Origin of the sequence: Achromobacter spanius, from assembly GCF_002966795.1 — a bacterium.
Taxonomy (GTDB): domain Bacteria; phylum Pseudomonadota; class Gammaproteobacteria; order Burkholderiales; family Burkholderiaceae_B; genus Achromobacter; species Achromobacter spanius_D.
Map to the genome: position 1 here is coordinate 4,237,435 of NZ_CP023270.1, position 14,326 is coordinate 4,251,760.

At 64.7% G+C, this 14,326-nt stretch carries 13 protein-coding genes, 1 tRNA gene and 1 pseudogene; 6 read left to right on the forward strand and 9 right to left on the reverse strand.

Annotated elements, in window-relative coordinates; genetic code table 11:
- Positions 1-23: 23 nt before the first annotated feature.
- The 3 genes and pseudogenes from CLM73_RS19095 (at position 24) to CLM73_RS19105 (ending at position 2,710) form a co-directional block, all read left to right on the forward strand.
- Complete coding sequence (locus CLM73_RS19095; protein ID WP_105239775.1) at positions 24-962, forward strand: SMP-30/gluconolactonase/LRE family protein; 939 nt, start codon at positions 24-26, stop codon at positions 960-962.
- A 30-nt stretch (positions 963-992) separates the two neighbouring features.
- Positions 993-1,961 (forward strand): Bug family tripartite tricarboxylate transporter substrate binding protein, encoded by a 969-nt coding sequence (locus tag CLM73_RS19100; RefSeq protein ID WP_105239776.1) that lies wholly within the window; start codon positions 993-995, stop codon positions 1,959-1,961.
- A 165-nt stretch (positions 1,962-2,126) separates the two neighbouring features.
- A pseudogene (locus tag CLM73_RS19105) lies at positions 2,127-2,710 on the forward strand (AAA family ATPase).
- A gap of 47 nt (positions 2,711-2,757) precedes the next feature.
- Here CLM73_RS19105 and CLM73_RS19110 read toward each other — a convergent pair.
- From CLM73_RS19110 to cysS, 6 genes are all read right to left on the reverse strand, one after another.
- A tRNA-Ser gene (locus tag CLM73_RS19110) sits at positions 2,758-2,850 on the reverse strand.
- 89 nt (positions 2,851-2,939) lie between these two features.
- A complete protein-coding gene (locus tag CLM73_RS19115) occupies positions 2,940-4,205 on the reverse strand; it encodes an aspartate kinase (protein WP_056563512.1) in 1,266 nt (421 codons plus the stop codon).
- 197 nt (positions 4,206-4,402) lie between these two features.
- Entirely contained in the window at positions 4,403-5,479 is a 1,077-nt protein-coding gene (tilS, locus tag CLM73_RS19120; RefSeq protein ID WP_105239777.1) for a tRNA lysidine(34) synthetase TilS, read from the reverse strand.
- Between the two features lie 53 nt (positions 5,480-5,532).
- Positions 5,533-6,498 (reverse strand): acetyl-CoA carboxylase carboxyltransferase subunit alpha, encoded by a 966-nt coding sequence (locus CLM73_RS19125; RefSeq protein WP_105239778.1) that lies wholly within the window; start codon positions 6,496-6,498, stop codon positions 5,533-5,535.
- 36 nt (positions 6,499-6,534) lie between these two features.
- A complete protein-coding gene (locus CLM73_RS19130) occupies positions 6,535-7,179 on the reverse strand; it encodes a DNA-3-methyladenine glycosylase family protein (protein ID WP_056566776.1) in 645 nt (214 codons plus the stop codon).
- A gap of 20 nt (positions 7,180-7,199) precedes the next feature.
- Positions 7,200-8,654, reverse strand: a complete 1,455-nt coding sequence (gene cysS / locus CLM73_RS19135; RefSeq protein WP_105239779.1) for a cysteine--tRNA ligase — start codon at positions 8,652-8,654, stop codon at positions 7,200-7,202.
- Between the two features lie 292 nt (positions 8,655-8,946).
- Between cysS and CLM73_RS19140 the strand changes: the two genes are divergently transcribed.
- The 3 genes from CLM73_RS19140 to CLM73_RS19150 all read left to right on the forward strand — a co-directional run bounded on the left by CLM73_RS19140 (position 8,947) and on the right by CLM73_RS19150 (position 11,040).
- The gene (locus tag CLM73_RS19140) at positions 8,947-9,630 is read left to right on the forward strand and encodes a tetratricopeptide repeat protein (RefSeq protein ID WP_105239780.1); all 684 of its coding nucleotides are present in this window, start codon (positions 8,947-8,949) and stop codon (positions 9,628-9,630) included.
- Between the two features lie 134 nt (positions 9,631-9,764).
- Positions 9,765-10,274, forward strand: coding sequence for a peptidylprolyl isomerase (locus CLM73_RS19145; protein ID WP_056563523.1), 510 nt, complete (start codon positions 9,765-9,767; stop codon positions 10,272-10,274).
- Positions 10,267-11,040, forward strand: coding sequence for a UDP-2,3-diacylglucosamine diphosphatase (locus CLM73_RS19150; protein ID WP_105239781.1), 774 nt, complete (start codon positions 10,267-10,269; stop codon positions 11,038-11,040). Before CLM73_RS19145 ends, CLM73_RS19150 begins: the two co-directional genes overlap by 8 nt.
- Before the next feature lie 85 nt (positions 11,041-11,125).
- Here CLM73_RS19150 and CLM73_RS19155 read toward each other — a convergent pair whose 3' ends face one another.
- The 3 genes from CLM73_RS19155 to azu all read right to left on the reverse strand — a co-directional run bounded on the left by CLM73_RS19155 (position 11,126) and on the right by azu (position 14,284).
- The gene (locus CLM73_RS19155) at positions 11,126-11,989 is read right to left on the reverse strand and encodes an undecaprenyl-diphosphate phosphatase (RefSeq protein ID WP_105239782.1); all 864 of its coding nucleotides are present in this window, start codon (positions 11,987-11,989) and stop codon (positions 11,126-11,128) included.
- Positions 11,990-12,008: 19 nt separating this feature from the next.
- Positions 12,009-13,595: a TerC family protein gene (locus CLM73_RS19160; protein WP_056563530.1), complete on the reverse strand. Its 1,587-nt coding sequence runs from the start codon at positions 13,593-13,595 to the stop codon at positions 12,009-12,011.
- Positions 13,596-13,834: 239 nt separating this feature from the next.
- Positions 13,835-14,284 carry an azurin gene (azu, locus tag CLM73_RS19165; RefSeq protein WP_056563534.1) on the reverse strand — a complete coding sequence of 150 codons (450 nt, stop codon included), beginning with the start codon at positions 14,282-14,284 and terminating at the stop codon, positions 13,835-13,837.
- Between the last annotated feature and the right edge of the window lie 42 nt (positions 14,285-14,326).

The window sequence follows — 14,326 nt, forward strand, 5'->3', positions numbered from 1 at the left end:
CCCCCCTTTACGTGGAGCTTCGCATGTGGGAACCCTCGCAACGCTACCCCGACCCCGCCATCCGCACGCTGGCCCCGGCTTTCGAGAAATATCACCTGCCATCCGCCGCCGTCGAACGTCTTGCGACCGGCTGCCGCTGGGCCGAAGGCCCGGTCTGGTTTGGCGACGGCCGCTATCTGCTGTGGAGCGACGTGCCCAACGACCGCATCCTGCGCTGGGACGAGATCAGCAACACCGTCCACACGTTTCGATCGCCGTCCAATCATGCCAACGGCAACACGCGCGATCGCCAGGGCAGGCTCATTACCTGTGAACATCGCTCCCGGCGTGTGACGCGCACCGAGCATGACGGACGCATCACCGTGCTGGCGGACAGTCATGCGGGGCGCCCGCTCAACTCGCCCAACGATGTCGTCGTCAAATCCGATGGCTCGATCTGGTTCACCGACCCGCCGTTCGGCATCGTCGGACATTACCAGGGCGAACCCGCGCGGCAGGAACTGCCCGCCAATGTCTATCGCATCGACGGCGCGACAGGGCAACTCACCGTCGCCGCCGAAAGCGTGAACGGTCCGAACGGACTGGCATTCTCGCCGGACGAAAAGCTGTTGTACGTCATCGAGTCCCGCGCGCGTCCCCGCAACATCCTCGTCTTCCGCGTTCAGGACGACGGGGCAAGCCTGAGCAAGCCGGAGATCCTGGTCGATGCGTCGGCCGGCACGCCTGACGGCTTTCGCGTGGACGTGGACGGCAACCTCTGGTGCGGCTGGGGCATGGGCACCGAAGAACTCGATGGCGTGCGGATCTTTTCGCCGGACGGTGAGGCCATCGGCCACATCGCCCTGCCCGAGCGCTGCGCCAACCTGTGCTTCGGCGGCACGCATCGCAACCGGCTGTTCATGGCTTCCTGCACGTCCCTCTACTCGCTGTACGTCAATACCCAAGGCGCGCCAGGCGGCTGAACGCCTGCCACGCACACGGAGACACACATCATGAAAAAGAAGATTCTTTGCACCCTGCTCGCCAGCGCGGCGGCTGTCCTGACGGCGCTATCCGGGCCCGCTGCCGCCGCCCAGCCCACGCGGCTGGTCGTGGCCTTTCCGCCGGGCGGTCCGGCCGATTCGCTCGCGCGCCTCCTGGCCAAAGAGCTTGAAAGCGAATTGGGCCGCACCGTCATCGTGGAAAACAAACCGGGCGCCAATGGCGCCATCGCCGCCACCTACGTGATCCGCAGCCCGGCTGATGGCAGCGTGCTGTTCCTGAGTTCAGCCGGCGCCATCGCCATCAATCCGTCGCTATACCCCAACCTGCCGTACAAACCGGCACAGGACTTAAGCCCCGTGGCGTTGGTGGTCCATACGCCTGAAGTGCTGGTGGTCTCGCCCAAGAACCCCATCAAGACAGCCACCGACTACGTCGCCTCGGCCGCCAAGCGCAAGGAGCCGGCCGCGCTGGCGTCGTCGGGCGTGGGCAGCATGCCGCACATGACCATCGAACTGCTCAAGAGCCAGACCAGGATCGACTTCCTGCATGTCGCCTACAAAGGCGCCGCACCCGCCATTGCCGACACCATCGGCGGCCATGTCGAAGCCTTCTTCGGTGACGTGTCGGGCCTCATGCCCTTCATCAACGATGGCCAACTGACCGCACTGGGCGTCGCCGCGCCTGCCCGGCTGAAGTCTCTGCCCAAAGTGCCCACACTGGCCGAGCAAGGCATCCCCAACGTCGAGGCCAGCAACTGGTATGGCGTCTTCGCGCCCAAGGGAACGCCGGCAGACGTCGTGGGCCAACTGAATCAGGCGGTGCGCAACAGCCTGAAGGCCAAGGCGCTGATCGACAACCTGGCAAGTCTGGGCGTGGAACCGAGCCCGTCGTCGCCGGAGGAGTTCGGTGAACTGGTGAAGACCGACACCGCGAAATGGGCGCAGGTGGTGAAAGCGGGGAACGTGAAGGCGGAGTAGCCGCGCCGGGCCAGCCGCCGCCGTCAACGGCGGTTGGCCTTGGGGCGCGCCCGGGTTCAGCAGCGCGGGCGATGCAGTGTTCACCGGAGGTATGCTCTTGGGTCCGGCAGGACGACGGGATGCACGCGCGTCGGGCCAACCCTCACTTCCGATCCCCAAGATTCGATGCCCCAGCATTTCATCGCAAGCTGCCATGTCATTACGGGCGCGTCAGGCGCGGGCAAATCCACGTTGCTCGCGGCGCTGAGCGATCTCGGATATTGCACCGTTCCAGAAGCGGCGCTTGCCATCCTGCGCGAGCAACAGGCGTGCAACGGCACGCTGCTTCCCTGGACGGATCGCGCGGCGTTCCTGGAAGCGGTTCTGAAGCGAAACATCAGCAACCATCAGGCCGCACAATCGATGAAGGCGCCCGTTTTCTTTGACCGGGGCATTCCGGAATGCCTGGCCTGGCTGCGGATGTCGGGCGTGCCCTTGCAGTCTCATCACCTGGCGGCGCCCAAGCAAACCGCTACGCGCCGACCGTATTCGTGGCGGAGCCGTGGCCCGAGGTGTACGTTCAAACGGCTGAACGCCACGCAAGCTTTGAGCAGGCGGCCCGCTCGTATGACGCAACCGTCAATGCGTATGTCGAGGCGGGGTATTCGCCCTGCATTCTTCCCAAGGCGTCTGTGCAGGAGCGCGTGGCGTTCGTCCTTGATCGCATGGCGCACTCGAGCGCGGAAAACAAAAAACCCGCAGAGCAATAAGCTATGCGGGTCTTGAGGCAACCTTTGTTCACTGGTGCAAGTGTCTTTGGCGGAGACGGTGGGATTCGAACCCACGATGCAGTTTTTAGCCACATACTCCCTTAGCAGGGGAGCCCCTTCAGCCTCTCGGGCACGTCTCCGAAAAGAGAACGAGATTCTAGCACGATTTTTTTAGCTCTTGCCCGCGATTGGGGCCTTCACGCAAAAAAATCGTGCCGGACCTGATTCATCAGACCTTGGTGGCGGGCGCCTGGTCCAGGCCGAAGGCCTTGTGCAGGGCGCGAACGCCCAGTTCCATGTACTTGTCGTCGATGATGACCGAGGTCTTGATTTCGCTGGTGCTGATCATCTGGATGTTGATGCCCTCTTGCGAGAGCGTCTGGAACATCAGGCTGGCGACGCCGACGTGCGAGCGCATGCCGATGCCGACGATCGAGACCTTGGCGACCTTTTCGTCGGTGGACAGTTCACGTGCGCCCACGGCGGGGATGACTTCGCGCTTGAGCAGGTCCACGGCGCGCGCAAATTCGTTGCGGTTCACGGTGAACGAGAAGTCGGTCGTGCCGGCCACGGACTGGTTCTGCACGATCATGTCGACGTCGATGTTGGCGGCGGCGACGGGACCCAGGATGGAGAATGCGATGCCGGGTTTGTCGGGAACGCCCAGCAGGGTGATTTTGGCTTCGTCGCGGCTGAAGGCGATGCCGGAGACAACGGCGGCTTCCATTTTTTCGTCTTCCTCAAAAGTAATCAGCGTGCCCGAGACCATTTCTTCCTCGAGCGGGATAAGGGGGTCGGTCAGCGAGGACAGGACCCGGACCGGAACACGATACTTGCCGGCGAATTCGACCGAGCGGATCTGCAGGACCTTGGAGCCCAGCGAGGCCATTTCCAGCATTTCCTCGAAGGAAACGACGGACATGCGGCGCGCTTCGGGCACCACGCGCGGATCGGTCGTGTAGACGCCGTCCACGTCGGTGTAGATCAGGCATTCGTCGGCCTTGATGGCGGCCGCCACGGCCACGGCCGAGGTGTCGGAGCCGCCGCGGCCCAGCGTGGTGATGTGGCCGTCAGGGTCGATGCCCTGAAAGCCCGTCACGATGACCACGCGGCCGGCGTCCAGATCAGCGCGCACGCGGGCGTCGTCGATGGACGTGATGCGGGCTTTCGTGAACGACGAATCGGTGCGCACGGGCACTTGCCAACCGGCATAGCTGCGCGCGGACACGCCTTCGGCCTGCAAGGCAATGGCCAGAAGGCCGCTGCTGGCTTGTTCGCCGGTGGCGGCGATCATGTCGAGTTCGCGGCCGTCGGGCTGGGGCGAGAGCTCGCGCGCCAGGCCCAGCAGGCGATTCGTCTCACCCGCCATGGCGGACGGGACAACAACAACTTGGTGGCCGGCGGCGTGCCACTTTGCGACGCGACGCGCCACGTTTCTGATGCGCTCGACCGAGCCCATCGAAGTACCGCCATATTTGTGAACGATCAGGGACATCTCGTACTCTGGCTGGATACCCGCCGCAAGTGTTGACGGGCAAAACCATATATTCTAGCGCGACGGTAAAAATTTGCGCAGATTGCGCGAATTTATGTCCATTCTGGGGCTATTCGGGGGCTAAACGCCGCACGGGGCTCATCAGCACGGTTCCGGACCGGGTCGCCTGACTGCCCGCCTCGAACCGGCTTACCGGTTTACAAATCGGCTTGGCCCCGGCGCTCCACCCATACGCGGCCGCGATGACAACGCACGACGTGGCCAGCCTGCTCCACCCGCAATTGCCGATCATGGCCCAGGCTGTGCAGGCCGCGAAGCTGACGCAGCAGGTCCGCCATGCGCGCATCGGTCGGCATGCGCGCCCCGTTGCGCTGCAGCCAATATCGCAACACCTGCGCCTGGCGGGCAGGTGAAAGCGCGCGCCACGCCTGCAACGAAAAACTCGCGCCGTCGGCACTGGGGTCAAGCCCCGCAAAATCCTCACGCGCGACTTCGTCCAGGATCTCTGCGGCCTCGGCCATGTGCCGCGCATGGCGCGCGACGATGCCGCGCCAGCCGGACCATCTTGCATCCAGCACGGGCGCCAGCAGCTCACGCAGCGCGGCGCGGGTGTAGCGTGGATCGGCGTTGGTGGGGTCCTGCACGGCGCGCCAGCCGATGGCCGCCTCGACGTCATCGGCCGCCTGCAGAATCTCGCTGCGATCCCGCTCCAGCCACGGACGCAGATACGTCACGCCGCCGCGCTGCGTCACCGGCGCCATCGCCGCCATGCCCGACAGCCCGGTTCCGCGCAAGAGGCGCAGCAAGACGGTTTCCGCCTGATCGTTGCTGTGGTGGGCGAGCAGAATGTGATTGACGCCATGCTCCCCAGCCAACCGGGCCAGCGCGGCGTAGCGCGCATCGCGCGCGGCGGCCTCGATGCCCTTGCCGCTGGCCGGCTCCACGTGGACGCGCGCCTCGATGAGCGGCAGCGCCAGCCGTGCGGCCAGAACCTGTCCACATTGCGCCCACTCGTCGGCCTGCGCCTGCAAGCCGTGGTGCACATGGAAAAGCATCACCTCGATGCCAAGCAGTGGCGCCACGGCCGCGGCATGCACGGCCAGCATGGCCGAGTCCGCCCCGCCGCTGAAGGCGACGGCAATGCGGCGCGGTCGCTCGGGCAGTGCCTGGAGCGTCTGGCGCAACGCCGCGGCAAGCGCGGTGGAGATGGGCAAGGAGGGAATGGCGCCCGCGCCCGCCGGAGGATTGCTGCCGGGCGGCGGGACGTCAGTCATGAGAGAGGGCGCGGGGGCCGCGGCGCCGGGTGAAGGCCGGCGCCCTGCCCGCTTTACGCGCGCACTTCCTGGAAGGCGCCGTACGAGCGCACGCGCTGCAGGCGCTGCTCGACGAGCTGATCGGGCGTCAGGCCCTGGAGCTGGCGCAGGGCGTCGCCGAGCGCGCGGCGCAGCAGACGGGCCATGACACGGGGGTCGCGGTGCGCGCCGCCCACGGGTTCGTTGACCACGCGGTCCACCAGACCCAGATCCTTGAGGCGGGGCGCGATGATGGCCAGCGCGTCGGCGGCCTCGGGGGCCTTGTCGGCGCTGCGCCAGAGAATGGACGCGCAGCCTTCCGGCGAAATCACGGCGTAGGTGGCGTATTGCAGCATCAGCACGGCGTTGCCGACGGCAATGGCCAGCGCGCCGCCCGAACCGCCTTCGCCAATGATCGTGCAGATCAACGGGACTTTCAGTTCGGCCATGGCATAAAGGTTGTGGCCGATGGCTTCGGACTGGCCGCGCTCTTCGGCGCCGATGCCGGGATAGGCGCCCGGGGTGTCCACGAAGGTAAAGACGGGAATGCCGAATTTTTCGGCCAGGCGCATCAGGCGCAGGGCCTTGCGATAGCCCTCGGGGCGCGGCATGCCGAAGTTGCGCGCGGCGCGCTCCTTGGTGTCGCGGCCCTTCTGGTGGCCGATGACCATGCACGGCGTGCCATTGAAGCGCGCCAGGCCACCCACGATGGACTGGTCGTCGGCGTACATGCGATCGCCATGCAATTCATGGAAGTCGGTGAACATTTCGCGCACGTAGTCCAGCGTGTAGGGACGCTGGGGGTGACGCGCGACAAGCGCCGTTTGCCAAGGCGTGAGCTTGGCGTAGATCTCCTTGGCGAGCGTCTGGCTCTTCTGCTGCAGACGTCCGATTTCATCGGAGATGTCTACTGCCGAATCGGCCTGCACATAGCGCAGCTGCTCGATCTTGTTCTCAAGCTCGGCGAGCGGCTGTTCAAATTCCAGAAATGTATTGCGCATGTAGTGTGGTTCCGTAGATGGGCTGCCTGGTTTGCGTCAGTATTGGACCGGCGTCGGTTCCAGACTGCGCCACAGATACCAGGTCGCCACGGTACGCCAGGGCTGCCACGCCAACGAGACTTCGCGAGCCTCGAAGCGAGAGACAGGCTCGCCGCTGAAATAGTGTAGCGAGATTGCCTTGAGCAACCCGGGATCATCCAGCGGCAGGACATCGGGCCGCTGTAGATTGAAAATCAAAAACATCTCCGCCGTCCAGCGTCCGATGCCGCGGATGGCGACCAGTTCCGAGATGACGGCCTCGTCGTCCATGGCCGCCCACTTCTCGGGGTGGACCCGGCGTTCGCCGAAATGCACGGCGAGGTCGAGCACGTATTCGGCCTTGCGTTGAGACAGTCCGGCCTTGCGCAGGCCGTCCACGCCCACGCGCAGCACGGCGACGGGCGTGGGGCGTTTGCCCACGGCGTCGATGAACTTGGTCCAGACGGCATCGGCCGCCTTGGGGGAAATCTGCTGCCCGATGATCGCCCGCGCCAGCGTGATGAACGGCGTGCCGCGCGAGGTCAGCCAGACCTCGGGGTGCTGGGGGATGATCTTTTTCAGGATGCGGTCGCGGCGCATCAGGTGCGCCACGGCGGCTTCCCAGTATTCAGGCTTGGGAATCTCGAGATCTGCGGTGGACATGTCCGACGTATCCTGCGGGGTCACGCGCGGCGCCATTGCGTCAGGCCGCCCGGCTTGTCGTCCAGCTCGATACCGGATTCGCGCAGTTCCGCGCGAATGCGATCGGCCTCGGCGAAATCACGGGCAGCCTTGGCGGCAGCGCGCGCGTCGATCAGGGACTGGATGGCGTCGGCGTCAAGCGTGCTTCGCGCGCCCTGCTCGATGGCGGCCGCGGAATAGCGGGTCGCAGACTGGAAGTACGTGGCCGGCGCTTGCTGCAGCAGGCCCAGCAGCGAGGCCAGCGCCTTCATCTGCCCGGCGCTGCGCGCGCTTTTGGTGCGGTTGGCGTCGGAGGCCAGTTCGAACAGCGCGGCGACGGCGCCCGAGCTGTTGAAGTCGTCGTCCATCGCGGCCTTGAAGGCCTGCGCCTGCGGTTCGTCCCAGTCGATGCCCTGATCGTCGGCCGGCACGTTCTGCAAGGCTTGGTACAGGCGATCCAGGGCGTTCTGCGCGTCGATCAGGTTGTCCGGCGTGTAGTTCTGCGGGCTGCGGTAGTGGTTGCGCACAATGAAGAAGCGCACCATTTCCGCTTCGCGCGGGTTCACCTGGTATTCGGACTGGTCGGCTGCCGGTTCGCTCTGCGCGACGGTCTGGCGGATGGTGCGGAAGTTGCCCAGGGACTTGGACATCTTGTCCGAATCAACCATCAGCGGGCCGCAGTGCATCCAGATGTTGGCCAGCGTGCCGCCGAAAGCGCCCTCGGTCTGGGCGATCTCGTTTTCATGGTGCGGAAATTTCAGGTCCGGACCGCCGCCGTGGATGTCGAGCGGCAGGCCCAGCAGCGACTTGCTCATGGCCGAGCACTCGATGTGCCAGCCCGGGCGGCCCAGGCCGTAGGGCGATTCCCACTTGGTGTCGGCGGGTTCTTCGGCCTTGGCGGACTTCCAGAGGACGAAATCCAGCGGATCGCGCTTGCCGGACCCGACCGCCACGCGCTCGCCGGCGCGCAGGTCATCCAGCGTCTTGCCGGACAGCTTGCCGTAGCCGGGGAAACCGCGCACGGCGTAGTTCACGTCGCCGTCTTCGGCCTGGTAAGCCAGACCATTGGTTTCAAGCTTGCCGATGATGTCGAGCATCTCGCCCACGTATTGCGTGGCGCGCGGCTCGCGGTCGGGGGATTGAACGCCCAGCGCGCGCTCGTCGGCGTGCATGGCGTCGATGTAGAACTCGGTGACTTCGCCGATGCGGCGGCCGGTTTCAACGGCGCGGCGGATGATCTTGTCGTCGATGTCCGTGATGTTGCGCACGTAGTCCACCGTCAGGCCGCTGGCGCGCAGCCAGCGCTGCACGACATCAAACGACACCAGCATGCGGGCGTGGCCCAGATGGCAGAAGTCATACACGGTCATGCCACACACGTACATGCGCACCTGGCCGGCTTGGGCCGGTTTGAACGGTTCTTTGGTACGCGATAACGTGTTGTAGATTTGCAGCATGGCGCGATAGGCTTCGTTTAGTTTTCCGTGGCGGTTTCGGAAAGTTGCTGTCGACGGACGATACCGTCAACGCGTGCCGCCCCATTAGCACTGTGGCAGGTAAATTTGCAGCGGAACAATTCCAGTTCTGGCCCTGCTCCGTGCTGTGATCCGAACTGCGCTCTGTATTACCTTGAACGCGATGGTCGAGCCAAAAACCCAACCGGGGCTAAAATGGTGGTCGTCAAGTATAGCAAGCGGCCCGGTCGCGCGCGTAAGCGCCGGCCGGCCAAGACTTTTAACGGAACCCCACGTGACTATCAAGCCGCGTTTTTGCGTTGCCCTGCTCGCCCTGGCCCTTGCCGGCACGCCCGCTGGCGTTGCCCTCGCCCAGTCGATGAGCGGCGGCGCGGGATCGAACCCTAACGCCAGCCGCACCACCCTGGACCCGATTCCCCCCGAAGGCGGCTGGGATGCCCTGGCCAATCTGCTCGAAGCCGCCAAACCCAGCGTGGACACCCGCCTGACGCCGTCCGCCTCCCAGATCACCACGCACATCGAGCGACTGCTCACCCGGGGCGACAACCAGGAAGCCCTGGCGATGATCGAAAAGCGCGAGGCCGAGATCAAGGACCAGCGCGGCACCGACGTCCAGCTCATGTTCCAGCACGCGCGCGCCCTGGCCGCGCTTGATCGCACGAACGAAGCGATCGACATCTACACCGATATGACCACGCGGTTCCCCGAATTGCCGGAACCCTGGAACAATCTGGCAGCTCTATATGCTGGCCGAGGCGAACTCGACCGCGCGCAGGATGCCCTGCAAATGGCGCTGCGCGCCGATCCGAACTACGCGGCGGCTCGCGCCAACCTGGGCGACCTGCAACTGCTGCAGGCCTTGCGCACCTACAAGAAGGCCGCCGGCGACGGCGTGCCCGGCATGCGGGAAAAGGTCCGCGAAGTTGAAACACTGTTGAAGGATAAACAAGGCAAATGATGTCCCGTTACTCCCCTCTACACCTGCTGCGCCTGACGGCGTGCTCGTTCGCACTGGCTGCATTCGCTCCGGCGTTCGTCAGCGCCGCCCCCGCAGCCTCTTCTTCCCCCTCCACCTCCGAAGGCACCAAAACCATGAGCACCAATCCCCGCGTCAAGCTTCAAACGAACCAAGGCGACATGGTCATCACCCTGGACGCCGCCAAGGCGCCCAAGTCCGTCGAAAACTTCCTGACCTACGTCAAGGAAGGCTTCTACAACGGCACGGTGTTCCATCGTGTGATCGACGGCTTCATGATCCAGGGCGGCGGCTTCGAGCCCGGCATGAAGCAGAAGCAGACGCACGCCCCGATCGAAAACGAGGCCAACAACGGCCTGAAGAACGACAAGTACACCCTGGCCATGGCCCGCACCAGCGATCCGCACTCGGCCACCGCGCAGTTCTTCATCAACGTGTCCAACAACGACTTCCTGAACTTCACGTCGCCCACGCCGAACGGCTGGGGCTACGCCGTGTTCGGCACCATCACCGAAGGCACCGACGTGGTCGAGAAGATCAAGGGCGTGAAGACCGGTAACAAGGGCTTCCACCAGAACGTCCCGAACGAAGACGTGATCATCGAGAAGGCCGAAGTTCTTGAATAATATCTCCCTGCCCGGCCCGGTCTGGCTGGCATCCGACCTGCACCTGGGGCCGGCCACGCCGGCCACCTCGGAGGCCTTCCTGGCCTTTCTGCAGGCGGCAGAGGAAGAGGCGGCAGCCCTGCTGCTGCCCGGCGACATCTTCGACGCCTGGATCGGCGACGACGTGATCCGCGCCGCGCCGCCGTGGCTTGCCACGGTGCTGGCGGCGCTACGCAATACGGCTGCGCGCATCCCGGTCTGGCTGGGCCGCGGCAACCGCGATTTCCTCATCGGCGAAGAACTGGCCAAGGCCGTGGGCGCAAGCCTGCTGCCCGAGCCGGCGCTGCTGGAAACCGATTTCGGCCAGGTCCTGCTGACCCACGGCGACGAGTTCTGTACGGACGACGCCGCCTACCAGCAATTCCGCAAGATGGTCCGCAACCCGCAATGGCAGGCCGAATTCCTGGCCAAGACCATCCCCGAGCGGCTGGCCATGGCGCAGCAGGCCCGCGGCGAAAGCCAGGCGGCCAACCAGACGAAGTCCATGGAAATCATGGACGTCAATGCAGACGCCATCGAATCGATCTTCCGCGAGACGGGCGTTCGCGTGCTGGTGCATGGCCACACGCATCGCCCGAACCGCCACGTGCTCGATATCGACGGCCAAAAGCGCGAACGCTGGGTGCTGCCCGACTGGGACTGCGACCACGTGTCGCCCCCGCGCGGCGGTTGGCTGGTCATCGATCGCGACGGGCTGCAGTTCTACGACCTGGAAACGGAAGCGTAGACGCCGCAAGACCTTCGCCAGTCAAAGAATAAGGGCCGCTTGAAGAAGCGGCCCTTATTTTTGCACCCGCCGTGGCGGGAAGGAATCAGCGTGTGAAGATCCAGGCGGCCACGATGCCGCCGAAGATGATCCGGTACCAGGCGAACACGCGATACGTGTGGTTGGCCACGAAGCGCAGCACGGCACGCACCACCACCATGGCGCTCAGGAACGCCGCGATGAAGCCCACGGCGATGCCCGACAGGTCGTGCTGGGTCAGCAGGCCGAAGTTCTTGTACATGTCGTAGGCGGCCGCGCCCAGCATGGTCGGCATGGCCAGGAAGAACGAGAATTCGGTGGCCGTCTTGCGCTGGATGCCGGCGATCATGCCGCCGATGATGGTGGCGCCCGACCGCGAAGTGCCGGGAATCATGGCAAAGCACTGCGCCACGCCCACGCCCAGCGCCTGCTTCCAGGTGATCTGTTCGAGCGTGTGGGCCGAGGCGCGCTCGTCCGAGGCGGTGTCGTCAGCCGCGCCCGGCGCGTCGCCCGGCGTGTGGCGCGTGCGGCGTTCGACGTACAGCATGATCAGCCCGCCCAGCACCAGCGTCACGACGACCACCGCCGGGTGGTAGAACACCGATTTGATGGTCTTGATGAAGATCGCGCCGATCACCGCCGCCGGCAGGAACGCCAGGATCAGGTTGCGGGTGAAGGCCACTTCGCTGGGCACGCCCGTCAGCGTGCCACGAATCAGCTGGAGCAGGCGCGCGCGGAAGACCCACATCACGGCAAGGATGGATCCAAGCTGGATGACCACCTCGAACACCTTGCCGTCGCCCGAATCGAAATTCAGCCAATCGCCGACCAGGATGAGGTGGCCCGTGCTGGACACGGGGATGAATTCCGTCAGGCCTTCCAGGATGCCCAGGATGAATGCTTTGATCAGATAGAGCGAGTTCTCGGTCACGGGCTGGGGTCTCTCTCTGTTAGTCGTTGGCTAGGGATGCTTCGTCGGGGAAATGCTCTTCGGGGCGCTTTTCGACGCGCACCAGCGCGATGCGGCGGCCATCCATTTCCAGGACTTCGAAGCGGAAATGCTGGTGATGGATCTGGTATTCGCAGACGTCGCCCGGCTTGGGCAGATGTCCGAAGCGCGATAGCAGGTAGCCCGCGAGCGTGGAAAAGTCCTGGGCGTCGTCGACCAGGCCTTCGGTTTCAAGCACCTGCTCGACGTGGTGCAGGTCGGCCGCCCCATCGATCTTCCAGGTGTTGGCGCCGTCCGCCACGATGTCGGGCAGTTCGTCCTCGTCGGGGAATTCGCCGGCGATGGCTTCGAAGACGTCGATGGGCGTCACCAGCCCCTCGATGGCGCCGAATTCGTCAGCCACCAGCACGAGCTGGCCGCGCGAGCGCTTGAGGGTGTCCATGAGTCGCAGGATGCCGATCGACTCGTGCACGATGATGGGATCGCGCAAGCGGTTGCGGCGCACCCGGCCTTCGGTGATCAGATCCGCGATCAGGTCCTTGGCGCGGCCGATGCCCAGCACTTCATCGAGCGAGCCGCGGCACACCGGGAAAAAGCTGTGCGGCGCCTCGGTGAGTTGCCTGCGGATGTTGTCGGGATCGTCGTCGATATTGATCCAGGAAACGTCCGTGCGCGGCGTCATGATGGACCGGATGGAACGCTCGGCCAGCGTCAGCACGCCGCTGACCATGTTGCGCTCTTCGACCCCGAACGCCTGGACGGCCGGGCTGCCGGCATGGGGAAGGTCGGGTTCGTCGCTGGCCGGCGGGCGCTTGCCCAGCATGCGCAGCACGGCCGAGGCAGTGCGTTCGCGCATGGGGAAACGGGCGTCGAGCTTGAGCAGGTTGCGGCGCGCCACCTGGTTGAGCGCCTCGATGGCAACCGAGAAACCGATGGCGGCGTACAGATAGCCCTTGGGCACCTTGAAGCCGAAGGCTTCGGCCAGGAGCGAAAAGCCGATCATCAGCAGGAAGCCCAGGCACAGCACCACCACCGTCGGGTGGGCGTTGACAAAGCGCGTCAGCGGCTTGGACGCGATCAGCATGATGCCAATGGCGATGATGACGGCGATCATCATGATGGCCAGGTGGTCCACCATGCCGACGGCGGTAATCACCGAGTCCAGCGAAAACACGGCATCCAGCACCACGATCTGCGTGACGATCACCCAGAAGCTGGCATAGACACGCGGGCCGGACGAGCCGGTGTGCATGCTGCCTTCAAGGCGCTCGTGCAGTTCCATCGTGCCTTTGAACAGCAGGAACAGGCCGCCCACCATCAGGATCAGGTCGCGACCCGAGGGCGATAGTGGACCGATATTGAACAGGGGGGTAGTCAGCGTGACCAGCCATGACATAACGGACAACAGGCCCAGGCGCATGATGAGCGCGAGGCTCAGGCCCATGATGCGCGCGCGATCGCGCTGCGCGGGCGGCAGCTTGTCCGCCAGGATGGCGATGAAAATCAGGTTATCAATGCCCAGGACGATCTCAAGGACGACCAGGGTAAGCAAGCCGACCCACGCAGCGGGGTCCAGCAGCCACTCCATCAGGAGCTCCAGAAGTTACACGACCGGTAATCGTACATGGAAAATCCATGACATGCCGGTGACGCATCCCGTCCGTAAGCCTGATGGACAGAGGCTTTGGGCCGAATGGACTACGGCTTGCAAGCGCCTGAAAGCGGCCGGCCGGCCCGGCTCAAGCGCGCCGCGCGGCAATTGCCGCAGGCATGAAAAAGCCGGCCCCCCGGCCGGCTCTTGCTTGTCTCAACAGACCCGTCGGGGAATCAGCCGCCGACTTTGAGCGTGCCCTTCATCATGGCCCAGTGGCCGGGGAAGGAGCAGAAAAATGCGTAGTTTTCGCCAGCGGCGAGCTTGGAGACATCGATCTTGACGGAGTCGGATTCGCCGCCGCCAATGACCTTGGTGTGGGCGATGACGCGGGTGTCGCCCGCCTTGACGTAGTCCTGCGCGAGGCCGGCGCCCATGCCGTCCGTAGCGACGCCCTGCTTGTCGGCTTCCTTGGTGAGGACCCAGTTGTGGCCCATTGCGACCTTGGCCATCTTGCCGACGTGCTTCAGGTTGACCGTGAATTCCTTGCAGCTCTTGTCAACCACGATCTCCTTGACGTTGAACTGCATGGCGTCGTTGCTTTCGACGGTGGCTTCACATTGCGCGGCCAGCACGGGCAGGCTGGAGGCGGAAAGAAGGATGGCGAGGGTGGCTTTTGCCAGCATGAAATTCTCCGATGACACAGCGGTCGATGCACGTACGCCAGC